The sequence below is a fragment of the Streptomyces halobius genome (assembly GCF_023277745.1).
Taxonomy (GTDB): domain Bacteria; phylum Actinomycetota; class Actinomycetes; order Streptomycetales; family Streptomycetaceae; genus Streptomyces; species Streptomyces halobius.
Genome location: NZ_CP086322.1, coordinates 6,673,806 through 6,686,437 on the forward strand (window position 1 = coordinate 6,673,806; position 12,632 = coordinate 6,686,437).

Consider the following 12,632-nt stretch of genomic DNA (forward strand, 5'->3'; position numbering starts at 1 on the left):
GCGGGATCACCTCGCTGGGCAGCGGCGGGAAGAGAAAGGGAAAGTTGAGAGGTATGGGTTATGGGTGGCCGTGCTCGGTTAGTCTCGCCGAGCGGTTGGCTGCGCGCCTGCGGAAGCCGGCCGTGACCATCGGCCGGGATCAGGAGGAGACCGAGTGACCGAGTCCAAGAGCACGCCGATCACGGCGGAGATGTACGACTACGTTCTCGCCCACAATCCCCCATTGGACTCCGTGCAGCGGGGGCTCGTGGAGACCACGCACCGGCAGTTCCCCGAATCCGCGATCATGCAGTCGGCGGCGGAGCAGGGTGCCTTGCTGGCGTTCCTGCTGCGGCTGATCGGGGCGCGGCATGTGGCCGAGGTGGGCACGTTCACCGGGTTCTCCGCCTTGTGCATGGCCCAGGCGCTGCCCGCGGACGGCACGCTGATCACCTGCGATGTTTCCGAGGAGTGGACGGCGTACGGCCGTGAGGCATGGGCGAAGGCCGGTGTCGCGGACCGTGTCCAGCTGCGGCTCGCACCCGCATTGGACACCCTGCGGGCCATGCCGGCCGAGCCGCATATCGACTTCGCGTATATCGATGCGGACAAGGCGGGCTATATCGGCTACTGGGAGGAACTGGTGCCGCGGCTGCGGCCCGGGGGCCTGATCGTCGCGGACAACGTGCTGTTCCACGGCGAGGTCGTCAACACGGAGGCCACCGGACCGGCCCGAGCGATCAGGGAGTTCAACGACCATGTGCGGGCGGACGACCGGATGGAGGCGGTGATGCTCACCGTGGCGGACGGCGTGACGGTGGCGCGTCGGCGGTAGGGCCCGGGCTGCGGGGAGGGGGCTCGAGGCGCCCGGCCGAGCGCCCGGGGTCTCCCGGCCTGCCGGCGGCGCCCCATGGGATCACCCTGCCAGGGCGGCCCCATGGGATCACCAGGGCGCCCGTTGAGCGCCCCTACCCGCAGCAGCCGCCCCCGCAGCAGCCGCCGCCCCCGCCCCCGCCGCTGGGGGCGGGGGCGGTCGCGGAGCCGCCGACGGCGACGGTGGAGAGCAGCTTCACGGTGTCCTCGTGGCCCTCGGGGCAGACGGCCGGCGCGGAGGACTCGGCCATCGGCCGGTTCACTTCGAAGGTGGTGCCACAGGGGCGGCACCGGTATTCGTAACGAGGCATGGCCACAGATTAGCTGTGGCGCAGGTCAGCGCACGACGGTGCCGGGCGGTGCGCTCAGCATGCCGAGTTCGGCGCGGGTCGGCGCGCCTTCCCAGTCGCCCGGGGAGGCGACCGCGAACGCGCCGGTGGTCACGGCTCGCTCAAGGCGTCCGGCCAGGTCTTCGCCGTCCAGCAACGCCGAGAGATAGCCCGCTACGAAGGCATCGCCCGCTCCTACGGGATCCACCGCCCGTACCGGCTCGGCGGGCCGGTGCAGTGAGCCGTCGTGGGTGAAGGCCGTCGCCCCGTCGGCGCCGAGTGTGACGATGACCTCACCGACGCCCAGCTGCCGCAGCAGCCTGGCCTGGTCCGCGGTGGTGGCTGCCGGGTCGCGGGCGAGGGACGGGGCGCCCTCGTCCGCGGCCTCATGCCCGCCCGTCGCCCTGTCGCGGATATCGTCCCCGCCCGTGGCCCTGCCGGGGATCTCGTCCTCGTTCGTCGCCTTGTCGGAGGTCGCCTCCGTGTTCGTCGCCGTGCGGGGGATCCCGTCCCCGCTCGTCGGCAGGCACAGGGGCAGCTCGTCGTCCGAGGCGATCAGGGTGTCCACGTACGGAATCCACTCACGCAGGACCGCGGCGGCTTCTTGCGCGGTCCAGAGTCGTGCACGGAAGTTGACGTCGAGGCAGATCAATGAGCCGTTTTGGCAGGCGAGTCGGAGGGCGAGGCGTGCCGCCGAACGAGCCGTGGGGCTCAGGGCGGGGGTGATGCCCGTCAGGTGCAGTACGCGAGGTGGGGCGGCGGCGAAGACCCGCTCGATGGCGTGGGGCTCGATCCGCGAACCGGCCGATCCCGCACGGTAGTAGTGGGCCCGGGTGACCTCCGGCAGCCGTGGCTCGAAGAGGATCAGCCCGGTCGGGGCATCCGGGTCGGTCGCGGCGCCGGAGATCTCGACGCCTTCGGCCCGCAGTGTACGCAGGACCAGTTCTCCGGCCTCGTCCTCGCCGACCGTGCCCGACCAGTGGACGAGGTGGCCGAGCCGGGCCAGGCCGATCGCGACATTGCTCTCCGCGCCGGCGATGGAGACGTTCATCGTGCCGCCGAGCTTCAGCGGGCCGCTGCCCTGCAGGGCGACCATCGTCTCGCCGAAGGTGAAGACGTCCGGCCTCGGGCGGGTCTCCGGGGCCGGATGCCCCGTATGACCTCGCTGCCCCTCTTCCGTAGCCTGATCCCGCTGCCCGCTCATCCCGCTCATCCCGCTCCCACCGCCTTCAACTCCGCCGCGCGCCGGCGCAGGCCGTGCAGGTCGGGTCGGCAGGGCCCCCTTGACCACTCCACGAGCCTCTTGACCACTCCGCGAACCCCTCACCACTCCGCGAACCCCTCACCACTCCGCGAACCCCTCACCACTCCGCGAACCCCCCATCCGCATGACGCCAGACCGGGTTCCGCCAGGCATGACCTCTCTCGTCGGCCTTTCGCACGGCGGTCTCGTCCACCTCCACACCGAGCCCGGGGTGGTCGGTCCGCAGCAGCGAGCCCTCGTGGAAGCGGAACGGCTCCGGGTCCACGACGTAGTCCAGCAGTCCGGCGCCCTGGTGGTAATGGATACCGATGGACTGCTCCTGGACGAGGAAGTTCGGGGTGGTGAAGGCGACTTGGAGGCTGGCCGCCAGCGCGACCGGCCCGAGCGGGCAGTGCGGGGCGAGCTGAGCGCCGTACGTCTCCGCGAGTGCGGCGATCCGGCGTACTTCGGAGATGCCGCCCGCATGCGAGACATCGGGCTGCAGGATCGCGACCCCGGCCTGCAGCGGCACCAGGAAATCCGGCCGGGTGAAAAGGCGTTCACCGAGTGCGAGCGGGATGTTGGAGGCGTTGACCAGGTCCGGGAGGGCCGCCATGTAGTCGGGCAGGACGGGCTCCTCGACGAACATCGGCGCGTACTCGGCCAGCAGGGGGAGGAGACGGCGGGCATTGGCGGGGGAGACCCGGCCATGGAAGTCGAGCCCGAAGTCCCTTCCGTCACCGAGGACTTCACGTGCGGTCTCGGCGCGCAGCAGGCACTCCCGTACCTCGGCGCGGCCTGCCACGGGCGTCATCCGGCCGCAGCCGTTCATCTTGACGGCGGTGAAGCCCGCTTCGATCTGCGCGGTCAGCGCGTCCCGGATCGCGTGCGGTTCGTCGCCGCCGACCCATGCGTAGGCCCGGATCCTCTCGCGGACCGGCCCGCCCAGCAGCTGGTACACCGGCAGGCCGTGCCGCTTCCCCTTGATGTCCCACAGCGCCTGGTCCAGCCCGGCGACGGCGGACGACAGTACGGGGCCGCCCCGATAGAAGCTCCCCTTGGTCATGACCTGCCAGTGGTCCTCGATACGCGAGGGATCCTGGCCGAGGAGATACTCGGCCAGCACTTCCACGGCCGCCCGCACCGGCTCGGCGCGCCCTTCGACCACCGGCTCGCCCCAGCCGACGACGCCCTCATCGGTCTCCACCCGTACGAACAGCCAGCGTGGCGGGGCGAGAAACGTCTCGATGCGGCTGATCTCCATGCACCGGACCGTCCTTTCGGCAGCGGGCTCGTACGCGTCCTCCTACCCGCCCGGCGCTCACCCGCCCACCCCAGCACCCGACCGGATATCGTCCCCGAACCCCGAACACCCCCCGCCGGATGCCGTCCCCCAACCCCTCCGGAGCACTGCTCGTCCCTACGCGTCCTCAGGCATTCTCAGGCCACCTCAAGCATCCTCACTGGCCGGCAGATCCAGCAGTTCGAGCATCGAGACGTAGGCCCCGTCGGCGTCCCGGTCGCGCACCGCCTCGACGACCTTGGCATGCGCGGCATGCGGATACGCGAACGCGCCGCCCGCGCGCGCCGCACGGTCGCGCCGCACGATGACGGGCACGATCACTCGGTGCATCTGCGTGTAAAAGCGGTTGTTCGACGCGTTCAGCATCGCCGTGTGGAAGAACGCGTCCGCGCGGACGCGCATCACGGGATCAGTGTCGGTGGCGGCCATCACCTTCAGCGCGGCGTCGAGCGCCGCGAGATCGTCGTCGGTGCGGCGCTCCGCGGCGAGCGCTGCCGCCGCGGGCTCGATGGAACGGCGGAGTTCGAGCACGTCGGCGAAGAAGTCCGAGGAGGCGCCGACCGTGAGCTTCCAGCGCAGCACATCGGCGTCCAGGAGGTTCCACTCCTCCTCGGGGCGCACGAAGGTACCGCGCTTCTGGCGGGCGTCGAGCAGGCCCTTGGTGGACAGTACCTTGATCGCCTCACGCAGCACTGTCTGGCTGACCTGCAGTTCTGTCATCAGGTCCGGCAGGGCGAGAGTGTCGCCCACACCATAGGTGCCGTCGAAGATCCGCTTCGCGAGCGCTTCGACCGTCACCTTGTGGATCCCGCGTCCCGCGTATGAGTACGAGGCTGTGTTCCCCAACTGCCTCATGGTGATGCTCCCTGCTCATGGGCGGCGTCGCTGTGCACGCCCTCGTGTCGCCATGCACGCCCTGCGTCAAGATCCGGTAAATGCGCATAGGCCCGCGACAATTCGTAATTAACGGTCTGCTCATGAGTGAGGGCGTACCGGGTACATCGCACCCAGGCACGCCCTGGCGTCACGTTTTTCACGACCTCACGAGCCCACGACGGGACTCTCGATCCGATGGCCCCCTCAGTCGGTCTCCCTCTCCTGCTTGCTGCCGCGAGCCCGGCCGGCGCCGCTTCCGCTGTCGACATCGGTCCTGCCGTCGGCGAGCATGCCGAGCTGTCTGTGCTCGGGCCACTGCCGAGCCCGCAATGCCTGCCGCCCGGCCGTCATACCTGGTATGGGGTGCATCTGCCCGCGGTCGAACTGCTCCGCTTCCGCGGGATGCCGGGCTCGCCAGTACGGGTTGTCGTGCGACAGCCCGCCGCTGACCCGCCCGTACATCCCGAAGACCAGCAGCATCAGCCCGACGACGAAGCTGAACAGCACGTTCTGGATCTTGAAGGCGAGGAAGTTCAGTCCGGTCTGCAGGAGCGCCAGGTTCACGAAGCCGCTCAGCAGGAAGAGCAGGCCGAACACCATGTTGAAGGTCGAGGCGAAATTGCCGCCGATCACCATGGCGCCGAAGAGCAGCACTCCGACGACGATCGAGAGCACGCTGAGGGCGCCGTTGGTGTTCAGGCCCGCCACGGTGTCGCCGCCGGTGTCGAAGAATCCGATGTTGTGGGTGAGGCCCAGGATGCCGAACGCCACAAGCACCAGACCCATCAAACCCGCGCCGACGCGGTAGACCTTGCTGAGCCGGTGATCCACCGGCAGATGCTCATCGAGCCGGGGGTGAACCCTGAACCACCGGAGGAGTCTCCAGGGCCTGAACAGGTATTCTTCGGGAGCCCCAGTAGCCATGTCCGGCCTCCTTCGCGAAGGTGTGCCGCCTGGGCCGTACTCCCCTCCAGGATCCGCCCAGCCGTCGCTTCACGCCATCGCGACCGGCCCCGCCGCCCCGCTCAGCCGCCCGCGCCGCCCCGGGCCTCCCGGATCTCCTGTACCACCCGGGCCGCCGTCCGCCGTACGGCCTCGGTCTCGGTCAGGAAGTGCCACCAGTCCGGATGCCGCCCCTCCAGGCTCGCGACCGCGCGGTCCAGCCGCGCCACCGCGTCGTCCAGCGGGCCGGCGTGCCGCGGATCGGGGGTGCTGCGCCCCGCCATGGCCAGCCGCTGCGCATCCCTGATCGCGAAGCGGGTCCGCTCGATCTCCTGCTGCCGGTCGAACGACACCGCGTCCAGCCGCTGGAGCCGGTCGCCGGCCGCCGACACCGCCTCGTCGGTGGTGTTCAGCAGCGCGCGTACGGTCGCCAGCAGGCTCGTGGCATCCGCCCAGCGCTGCTCGTCCCGCGCTTGCTGCGCCTCCCGCAGCTTGACCTCGGCCTGCCGGACGGACTGTGCCGCCTGCTCCGGTACCCGCTGCAGGTCCTGCCAGCACGCCGCGCTGTACCGCCGGCGCAGCTCGCTGAGGACGGGATCGACCTTCCCGGCCCGTGTCGTGATCGCCTGTGCGCGCGTCCGCAGCGAGACCAGCCGTTTGTCGATCTCCGCTGCCTTCTCCGGCAGCCGCTCGGCCTCGCTCCGTACGTCATCGGCCTTGCGCCGTACGTCGTCCGCGCGCCGGATCGTGTCCTGTACGCCGTGCTTCCCGGCGCCCTGATTGAGCTTGGTCAGCTCCGGGCCGAGCGCCGCCAGCCGTGCCGCCAGATCATCGGCCTTGAGGCCCTGCGCACGGACCGTGTCCAGAGCGTTACTCGCCGCCAGCAGTGTCTGGCGGGCCCGCTCCACCGCCGGGGCCAGCCGCGCCAGCTGCGTCTCGGCGGTCTGCAGCAGCGGCGCCAGCCCGTGCGCGAACCGGTCGAGGTCACTCTTGACGCGCTCCAGCTCCTCCTTGGCCCGCGTCAGATCGGCCCGTGCCCGCGCCGCGGCGGCGCCGTCCAGGTCGTCGCGGTCCAGATCGTGGGAGTCGACGGCGGTGATGTAGTGGTGGCTCACCTCGTCGATCCGCTTGCCGAAGGCGTGATATTCCTCGGCGGCCCGGCGTGCCGGCGGCGAGTCGTCGACCGCGGTGATCGTCTCTATCGTGATCCGCAGATCCCGCTGGGCGGTGTCCAGCTCGTAGAACGCCGCCGCCGCGGCATCCTTGGCGGCCTGCGCATCGGCCCGCTGGCTCTCTCCGCGCCCGAACCAGCGGCGCGTACCCCCGCCGGCGAACGCGGCCGGTGCCATCGCGGCCAACAACGGCAACGGCAGCAACACGAGCGCCACCGCATCCCGGACCGGGCCCCTCCGGGGGCGACGGCGTGCTCGCTGCTCGTGTGGCTGCGTGTGTGTCGCCGTCACTTACCTCTCCCGCTCAGATCGTCCAGGGCCGTCATTCTCCCACTCACGGAAACGAATGTGCTGACCGGTAAGTTCGCAATTCGTGCACGGGTTTGCCGTGCGGCCCCGTCGGCAAGGTACTCTGTCGGCTCGGCCAGGGCGCATAGCTCAGCGGTAGAGCGCTGCTCTTACAAAGCAGATGTCACAGGTTCGATCCCTGTTGTGCCCACTGCAGGTCAGAGGCCCCCTGGAGTGATTTTCCAGGGGGCCTTTCATGATCGGAATCCACACCGAGTCCACATCCCCAGATGATCATGAGTTTGTGGATCCTTCCAGGTCGGTGATGAGGCGCCACGGATGGTGAGCGCCTCGGGGGGCCTGTGTCGCCCTGCGTGGCTGACCATGGGCCGCGGTCGGCATCGGAGCCGCCCCCCGTGTAGGAACGCGACGCCTGATGCTCGCGTGATCGTTGTGGCGGAGGGCCCGCGCGTGCCCTGGGAGCACTGGACGGCAAGGCCATGAGTGGCCTGGTCGAGGACTGCGAGGAACGGGCGGGGCGCCGTCGTCCACCCCGAGCTCAGCCAACAGCTTGGTGGATGGGACGTCGGAGCTCGACACCGCATGGGGAGGCCCCGTCGACCAGGGGGAGGAGGTCGACGGGGCCCGGTGGGAAGCCCGCCCCGGAGTCGGTGGGGCAGGCTTCCTGTCATGAGGCCGACGGCGGCGTCGCCGGGTCGGGTGGCTCGGGCAGGTCGGGTGTGCCGCACTCGTCCGGCTCCGGGCAGAGTCGGGCGAGGCGTTGGTTCGCAAGGTCGACGGCGTCTCGCAAGGAGCCGCCGCTGTTCGGGTAGAGCTCGTCCTCGACGCGCCTGAGACGGTCTTCGATGGCGCTCACGCGTGCCATGACTCCGGGGCGGCCTGGCACCCCCGGGCGCTCCTCCTCGCCGGCCCAGTCGTCCATGAACTCCTCGACTCGGCGAGCGAGGCGTAGCGTCCCTCGCAGGCCCCGCCAGACGACGGCGGTGACGCTGGCAAGGACGGTGATCACGCCGCCCCAGACCAGCGCCACGTCGACAGCCGGGATGCCAGTCGCCCCCACGCTCAGCCTTCGGTCGGTTCGACGCCGTCCGAAGTGCGTGGGGTGTGCTTCGCCTGCCAGCCGGTCGCGAAGGTGATGAGCGTCGGGACGATTGCGAGGATGAACGGGCTCAGGGTGTCCGGCATCCACTCCAGCAGCCGGGCGTTGTCCTGTACCGCGGCGAGGATGCCGAGGAGGCCGGTCGATCCGAGGTAGGCGGCGGCAGAGGCCGCGGTGACTTTCTTCTCTACAGGTGCGTTTGCCATGTCAGGTCCTTCCTGGTCAGTCGATGACGTCGAAGCCGTGCTTGTCGCCGAGGGAGGTGAGGGAGTCCCAGCCGGGGATGCCGTCCGCGGGCTGGCCCGGTTTCCGGCCGCGGAAGCCGCACCGCTCCTGCCACTGGGTCGTCGCCGTGAGGGTCGTCGTGCCGAAGTGGCCGTCGAGGTACGTCTTGGCCAGCAGGCCCTCGTCGACGAGGGCGGCCTCATACGTCTTGACGCCGCTGTAGGTGACGGGCTGGCCCTTCGCCGGCGGATTGCTCCGCGCTGCGGCGATGAGCCGGGACAGGGAGACCTTCGGCCGGGACGGGCTCGGGAGTGCGCGGGGCTTGCTCTGGCCGAGGCGGGAGGCGATCCGGTCCCTCATGTCCGGCATCGTGAAGCCCTTGGGGTCGATCTTCCCGGGCTTCCACTCCAGGTGTCCGATGACGGAGCGGGCGCCCCAGTGGTGGACGCGGCAGATCGCCGCACTCACGCGCTCGATCGCGTCCAACTGGGCTTTTGGCCAGGGGTCGTTCCCGTCGCCGAGGTTCTCGCACTCGAACCCGTAGAACGCCCGGTTGCCGTCCGTCGTCCGCTCGTTGTCGGCGGGTAGGGCGCGCTCCGCGATGACCGCGGACAGGACGTCCGGGTCGCCGAGCCCGGCGTGGTTGGCCCGGCCGTACCCGGTGAGGTGGACCCGCCCGTCCTTGGTGATCACTCCGTGTGCGAGCGGGCCCGGGAGGGTGCGGTAGCCGTCCCGCACGATCCGCACCGTGTCCCTGGTGCCCTTGGTTACGGTGTGATGGATCATCACGCCATGCACGCCGCCCCACGGGCCTTTGCGGTTCCGGTTGCGCCTACGCCAGTTGCCGACCTCGACGACCTCCACGCCCTCGTCGCGAAGGGCCTTCAGGAAGCGGGCGGCACTCATCGGATCCGACATCACACGGCCTCCGGCGGGTGGATGCAGAGCTTGAACTCCGCGAGGACGACGTTGCGCGGCGCGCAGTCGTTGTGCGCGACGCGGAGCGCGAGCGGGGTATCCGGGTTCACGTAGATGCCGTGGCTCTTGGCGTAGAACTGCCCGCCCGGGGTCGGCACTCTGTGCTCGGTCGCCGTGGTGTCGTTCGGCGACGAGGTCAGGCCCAGCGGGTCCCGGACATATTGGTCGCGCAGCTCGGTGTAGCCGCCGGTGGCGCTGGCCGGCTCCCAATGGATCATGGCGTAGAGGTGGCCCCACCCAGACTGGGACGGCCAGATCAGGCCGCTGCGGTCATCGGTCGCCCAGTCGGCGACCACGTACTCGTCGGGCTGGTCGACCTGGTGCATTCCGAACACGTCGGTGCACTCCGCCGACCCGTAGGGGAACCGGAGGATTTGATAGCAACCGGGCTGGATGAGCTGAGGTGTGTCGGCTTTGAGGGAACACACCTGTACGCCGGGAGAGGTGAGGCCACGGGCAGGCACGGCGATCAGCTCCAGTGAGGAGGACTCGGCCCGGCCCACAACCAGCGGCAGCGCAAGGGAGTGTAGCTCCCCACCGTCAGGACTCGTCGGGCCCGCCAGCCGAGTGGATGGCGAGCTTGAACTGCGCGAGGATGAGGGTCTTCGCGCTGCTGGCGTTGTGACCGACGCGCAGGGCGAGGGGCACGCCCGGATGGACGAAGATCTCGTGGTGCTTGGTGAAGACCTGGACCCCCGGGCTCGGTGGCCGGTGGTCGGTACCCGTCGTATCGACCGGGTCGGAGGTCAGGCCGAGCGGGTCACGCACGAACTGATCGCGCAGCTCCGTGTAGTCGCCGGCCTCCCACTGGATGGCCGCGGTCAAGTGCCCCCAGCCGTCTTTCGACGGCCAGATGAGCCCTGAGCGGTCCTCGGTCTTCCAGTCGACGACCTGATAGCCGTCGGGCTGTACCGCTTCGTGCATGCCGTGCGGGTCGTACGGCTCAACGTCGTACGGAAACCTGACCACGTGGTACTGACCGTCAGTGGGAATCGTCTGCGGCTGGCTGGTGCTGCGCATCAGGGAGACGACCTGGACGGCCGCGGGCGCTTCCGGCGGCGGAGGCTGTTCGGCCTGCGCCACGCTGATCGTGTAGGGGTCCGTCGCGGAACCGTTGCCGACGACGATGACACCGTCGCCGGCCACGAGGGCGCAGGCGCAGGAATCGGTGCCACATCCGCAGCGAGCCATGACAGGGCCTTCCCGTAAGGGGGAGTCGGCCCGGCCCACAACCAGCGGCGCATGTCATACAGATGGTACGTCCTGCTGGTCTGGCCCTTCGCGTTCGGGCGGGCGCGGTCGGACTCGCGCTTGGGTGCGAGTCCGGGCATAGCTCACCTCCACCGGCCGATCGGGAGGCTTGAAATTGTCGGTACGGGCACCTGATTAATTCTTCTTCCCATTATCTAAGCGGAGAAATACCGGAAATGCCGTCATGCGGTGGTTCTTGCCCACCCATCGCAGTACGGCACGCCCGCGCCGCTGCGACTTCTCCAGGGCGTCGGGGAGCTCGGAGCGGCGAAGAGGACAGCTGTATAATCAAACTTTTCTCTGCGGAGGGGGGCCATCCGTAGAGAGCATCGGTATGAAGGGGGATCGTGAAATGGCATGGGGGACCACACCCACACCGCCCGCTTCGGGGGCAGGGAACAACATCACCCAGATCCAGAACCCGGCCAAGCTGCGCCAGTGCGGGCACCGCTCCATGGAACTCGGGGGTGAGCTGCACACCAAGGGGCACAGCGCCAAGGACGAGACTGCAGGGGCCGCTGCGGCCCTCAAGGGTGCTTCCTGGGACGGCGATCTGGGCAGGGCCATGGACAAGACGACGGAGACCTGGGGCGATCAGGTCGAAAGCCTCGTACGGACGATGCGCGAGATACACGCCAAGTGCACCGCTACCGCTGACAACTACGAGCAGACCGAGCACGAGAACGAAACGGCCTTCAGGGTTGTTCCGCAGTCCCCCACGCCGTTTGGATGAGGTGAGAGACCATGGTGACGTACGAACAGCTCTACCACCTCGATCTGAAGAAGCTGAACGCCGCTGTCGAGGCGTGGGACACCCAGATACGCCAACTCCAGTCCCTGGATGACGCGTTCACCTCCGACGTGTCAAAAACATTCCAGCAGGCCGGTTGGCGGAGCGGCGACTTCACCTCCGTGATGGCGGCCGAGAAGGTCAAGGAAGCCGACAGGGAGCTGACTGAAGCCGTCGCGGAAGCCAAGGGCATACGGGGCATCTTGCGCGACGCCCACGATCGACTGAAGAAGCACAAAGCGGACCTCGTTGAACTCGCCGATGTCGAGGCACCGAGCCGGGGCCTGGTAGTCAGTAGCACCGGGCGTGTTCATGTCCGGAACGACCCTGCAAAAGATCTAACGGGCCTGGATGACGCCGAGAAAAAGGCGGTTCTTGCCGCTCAGAAGGAGAAGGTCGACGACGTCACCGGCAAGATCGAAGACATTCTCTTGCGCGCAGGAGCGACGGATGAACTTTGCGCAGAGGCCCTCCGGCGCAACGTAGACGGAAAAGCAGAGAGCGGCTTCAACTCAACGGTCTACACCACGGTAAACTCCTACAAGAAGTCGATGAAGGAGACCCCGGAACGGGTGAGCACGCAAGGAGCGCCTTTCGGGAGTAGTACGATTAAGCCCGTCGCGGAGTTTTTGAGCTACAAATCTTGGATAAACGGCCTGGGTGCGGCCGTCCACGGAAAGGGGAGTGAGGCGTGGAATTATTTCCTAGGAGGGACTGGCTCGGCTGCCGTATCGGCAATGAGCACAGACGCAGGAAAGTCCCTGACGGGATGGAACCGTGCCGGTAGCGTCCTGAACAAGGCTGGAAGCGGAATACTGAAGTTCGGCTCAAAGGTGTTCGGATTCCCTGTTTGCCTAGCCGCCACAGGGATCGACTACGCCTACACCCCAGAAGCCGATTCAGCGAAGCTAGAAAAACACACCAGGACAGTGGCCCCGGGAAAGGTCAACGCAAAATACTGACCCAGGATGATTGGCATCTCAGATGAATGAAGAACCCGAGGGTAGCGAAAAAACCAAGAAAACACCCTTCCTCAACCGCGTCATCAGCAAGTCCGGGAAACGTCACCCTTTCCTGATGCTCGCCCTTTCCCTCTTCGCTATAGTTATCGGGATAGGCGGAGTGCAGAGCATGTTCACTCCTGAGATGAATCACGCCAAGTCCGCTCTCAATATACTAGTGGGACTGGGTGGCGTCATTTATCTGGCAGCTCTTATCGCAGATCGAAAGAAGAAGTGATTCTTCCGTGTCGGTTTGGCGCGT

General features: G+C 68.2%; 15 protein-coding genes and 1 tRNA gene. 5 read left to right on the plus strand and 11 right to left on the minus strand.

The window, feature by feature from the left end:
• Positions 1-190: 190 nt before the first annotated feature.
• Positions 191-814 carry an O-methyltransferase gene (locus K9S39_RS30180; protein ID WP_406708171.1) on the plus strand — a complete coding sequence of 208 codons (624 nt, stop codon included), beginning with the start codon at positions 191-193 and terminating at the stop codon, positions 812-814.
• A gap of 133 nt (positions 815-947) precedes the next feature.
• On the opposite strand, the gene K9S39_RS30185 is transcribed toward K9S39_RS30180, so the two are convergent.
• From K9S39_RS30185 to K9S39_RS30210, 6 genes are all read right to left on the minus strand, one after another.
• Positions 948-1,163, minus strand: a complete 216-nt coding sequence (locus K9S39_RS30185; protein ID WP_248866498.1) for an FmdB family zinc ribbon protein — start codon at positions 1,161-1,163, stop codon at positions 948-950.
• Between the two features lie 25 nt (positions 1,164-1,188).
• Positions 1,189-2,394 (minus strand): sugar kinase, encoded by a 1,206-nt coding sequence (locus K9S39_RS30190; RefSeq protein WP_406708041.1) that lies wholly within the window; start codon positions 2,392-2,394, stop codon positions 1,189-1,191.
• A gap of 148 nt (positions 2,395-2,542) precedes the next feature.
• A complete protein-coding gene (gene dgoD / locus K9S39_RS30195) occupies positions 2,543-3,688 on the minus strand; it encodes a galactonate dehydratase (protein WP_248866499.1) in 1,146 nt (381 codons plus the stop codon).
• Between the two features lie 186 nt (positions 3,689-3,874).
• The gene (locus tag K9S39_RS30200) at positions 3,875-4,582 is read right to left on the minus strand and encodes a FadR/GntR family transcriptional regulator (protein ID WP_248866500.1); all 708 of its coding nucleotides are present in this window, start codon (positions 4,580-4,582) and stop codon (positions 3,875-3,877) included.
• A gap of 225 nt (positions 4,583-4,807) precedes the next feature.
• Entirely contained in the window at positions 4,808-5,527 is a 720-nt protein-coding gene (locus K9S39_RS30205) for a DUF4383 domain-containing protein (RefSeq protein ID WP_248866501.1), read from the minus strand.
• Positions 5,528-5,628: 101 nt separating this feature from the next.
• On the minus strand, positions 5,629-7,008 hold the full coding sequence (locus tag K9S39_RS30210) for a hypothetical protein (protein WP_319949593.1): 1,380 nt from the start codon (positions 7,006-7,008) through the stop codon (positions 5,629-5,631).
• A gap of 136 nt (positions 7,009-7,144) precedes the next feature.
• Here K9S39_RS30210 and K9S39_RS30215 point away from each other — a divergent pair.
• Positions 7,145-7,216 (plus strand) — tRNA-Val (locus tag K9S39_RS30215).
• Between the two features lie 477 nt (positions 7,217-7,693).
• Here the strand turns inward: K9S39_RS30215 and K9S39_RS30220 are convergent.
• The 5 genes from K9S39_RS30220 to K9S39_RS30240 all read right to left on the minus strand — a co-directional run bounded on the left by K9S39_RS30220 (position 7,694) and on the right by K9S39_RS30240 (position 10,348).
• Positions 7,694-8,086: a hypothetical protein gene (locus K9S39_RS30220; RefSeq protein ID WP_248866502.1), complete on the minus strand. Its 393-nt coding sequence runs from the start codon at positions 8,084-8,086 to the stop codon at positions 7,694-7,696.
• A gap of 2 nt (positions 8,087-8,088) precedes the next feature.
• Positions 8,089-8,331, minus strand: coding sequence for a holin (locus K9S39_RS30225; RefSeq protein ID WP_248866503.1), 243 nt, complete (start codon positions 8,329-8,331; stop codon positions 8,089-8,091).
• A 16-nt stretch (positions 8,332-8,347) separates the two neighbouring features.
• Positions 8,348-9,268, minus strand: a complete 921-nt coding sequence (locus K9S39_RS30230) for an N-acetylmuramoyl-L-alanine amidase (protein ID WP_248866504.1) — start codon at positions 9,266-9,268, stop codon at positions 8,348-8,350.
• Positions 9,268-9,792 (minus strand): hypothetical protein, encoded by a 525-nt coding sequence (locus K9S39_RS30235; protein WP_248866505.1) that lies wholly within the window; start codon positions 9,790-9,792, stop codon positions 9,268-9,270. Before K9S39_RS30235 ends, K9S39_RS30230 begins: the two co-directional genes overlap by 1 nt.
• 76 nt (positions 9,793-9,868) lie before the next feature.
• The gene (locus K9S39_RS30240; protein WP_248869029.1) at positions 9,869-10,348 is read right to left on the minus strand and encodes a hypothetical protein; all 480 of its coding nucleotides are present in this window, start codon (positions 10,346-10,348) and stop codon (positions 9,869-9,871) included.
• A gap of 583 nt (positions 10,349-10,931) precedes the next feature.
• On the opposite strand from K9S39_RS30240, the gene K9S39_RS30245 reads away from it, so the two are divergent.
• Genes K9S39_RS30245 through K9S39_RS30255 form a run of 3 tightly spaced genes read left to right on the plus strand, consistent with a single transcriptional unit; the run spans position 10,932 to position 12,608 of the window.
• Complete coding sequence (locus K9S39_RS30245) at positions 10,932-11,312, plus strand: WXG100 family type VII secretion target (protein ID WP_248866506.1); 381 nt, start codon at positions 10,932-10,934, stop codon at positions 11,310-11,312.
• A gap of 11 nt (positions 11,313-11,323) precedes the next feature.
• The gene (locus K9S39_RS30250) at positions 11,324-12,331 is read left to right on the plus strand and encodes a hypothetical protein (protein ID WP_248866507.1); all 1,008 of its coding nucleotides are present in this window, start codon (positions 11,324-11,326) and stop codon (positions 12,329-12,331) included.
• Between the two features lie 22 nt (positions 12,332-12,353).
• Complete coding sequence (locus tag K9S39_RS30255) at positions 12,354-12,608, plus strand: hypothetical protein (protein WP_248866508.1); 255 nt, start codon at positions 12,354-12,356, stop codon at positions 12,606-12,608.
• Positions 12,609-12,632 lie beyond the last annotated feature (24 nt).

Excerpts from the sequence above, each read along its gene's own strand:
- K9S39_RS30180 (WP_406708171.1), top strand. The coding sequence starts at position 191 with ATGTACGACTACGTTCTCGCCCACAATCCCCCATTGGACTCCGTGCAG.
- K9S39_RS30185 (WP_248866498.1), bottom strand. The coding sequence starts at position 1,163 with ATGCCTCGTTACGAATACCGGTGCCGCCCCTGTGGCACCACCTTCGAA.
- K9S39_RS30190 (WP_406708041.1), bottom strand. The coding sequence starts at position 2,394 with ATGAGCGGGATGAGCGGGCAGCGGGATCAGGCTACGGAAGAGGGGCAG.
- dgoD (WP_248866499.1), bottom strand. The coding sequence starts at position 3,688 with ATGGAGATCAGCCGCATCGAGACGTTTCTCGCCCCGCCACGCTGGCTG.
- K9S39_RS30200 (WP_248866500.1), bottom strand. The coding sequence starts at position 4,582 with ATGAGGCAGTTGGGGAACACAGCCTCGTACTCATACGCGGGACGCGGG.
- K9S39_RS30205 (WP_248866501.1), bottom strand. The coding sequence starts at position 5,527 with ATGGCTACTGGGGCTCCCGAAGAATACCTGTTCAGGCCCTGGAGACTC.
- K9S39_RS30225 (WP_248866503.1), bottom strand. The coding sequence starts at position 8,331 with ATGGCAAACGCACCTGTAGAGAAGAAAGTCACCGCGGCCTCTGCCGCC.
- K9S39_RS30230 (WP_248866504.1), bottom strand. The coding sequence starts at position 9,268 with ATGTCGGATCCGATGAGTGCCGCCCGCTTCCTGAAGGCCCTTCGCGAC.
- K9S39_RS30240 (WP_248869029.1), bottom strand. The coding sequence starts at position 10,348 with ATGCGCAGCACCAGCCAGCCGCAGACGATTCCCACTGACGGTCAGTAC.
- K9S39_RS30245 (WP_248866506.1), top strand. The coding sequence starts at position 10,932 with ATGGCATGGGGGACCACACCCACACCGCCCGCTTCGGGGGCAGGGAAC.
- K9S39_RS30250 (WP_248866507.1), top strand. The coding sequence starts at position 11,324 with ATGGTGACGTACGAACAGCTCTACCACCTCGATCTGAAGAAGCTGAAC.
- K9S39_RS30255 (WP_248866508.1), top strand. The coding sequence starts at position 12,354 with ATGAATGAAGAACCCGAGGGTAGCGAAAAAACCAAGAAAACACCCTTC.